Raw genomic sequence first — 401 nt, forward strand, 5'->3', positions numbered from 1 at the left:
GAAAACATGGCAAGTATAGATTGCTGTGAAGGCCTGTATTTCTTTTTATCAGCATCACTACCTTCGGCTATATATCTAAAAGGCCTCCAGCTTTTATTAAATTCGTACAGACCAGCAGACGGTACAAATTTATCCACATTGGCTAGACCTATCCAAGTTTGCGGTGGCTTAAAGAAGAACTCTGAATAATCAAGTAAGTCATTCTTTCTAAAATCGACAGCAGGCTTTTCTGCCACCAAAAAACTCCACAGCAAAAATTTTTCTATGTCAGAACGGAATCTAATGTAAGTATGCTCAGATTTGTTTCTGCCAAGGAAAATCAAATACTCTCGCGCCCAATCCCAGTGTTCACGGCACCACTTAGGGTTGTCGTTGAAAAACTGATCTAGCTGTGGGTAATC

At 40.1% G+C, this 401-nt stretch carries 1 pseudogene; it reads right to left on the reverse strand.

Features of this window, described 5'->3' with window-relative positions:
• A pseudogene (locus A3729_RS34180) lies at positions 1 to 236 on the reverse strand (hypothetical protein); the annotation flags it as partial.
• Positions 237 to 401 lie beyond the last annotated feature (165 nt).

The sequence above is a fragment of the Oleiphilus sp. HI0043 genome, from assembly GCF_001634935.1.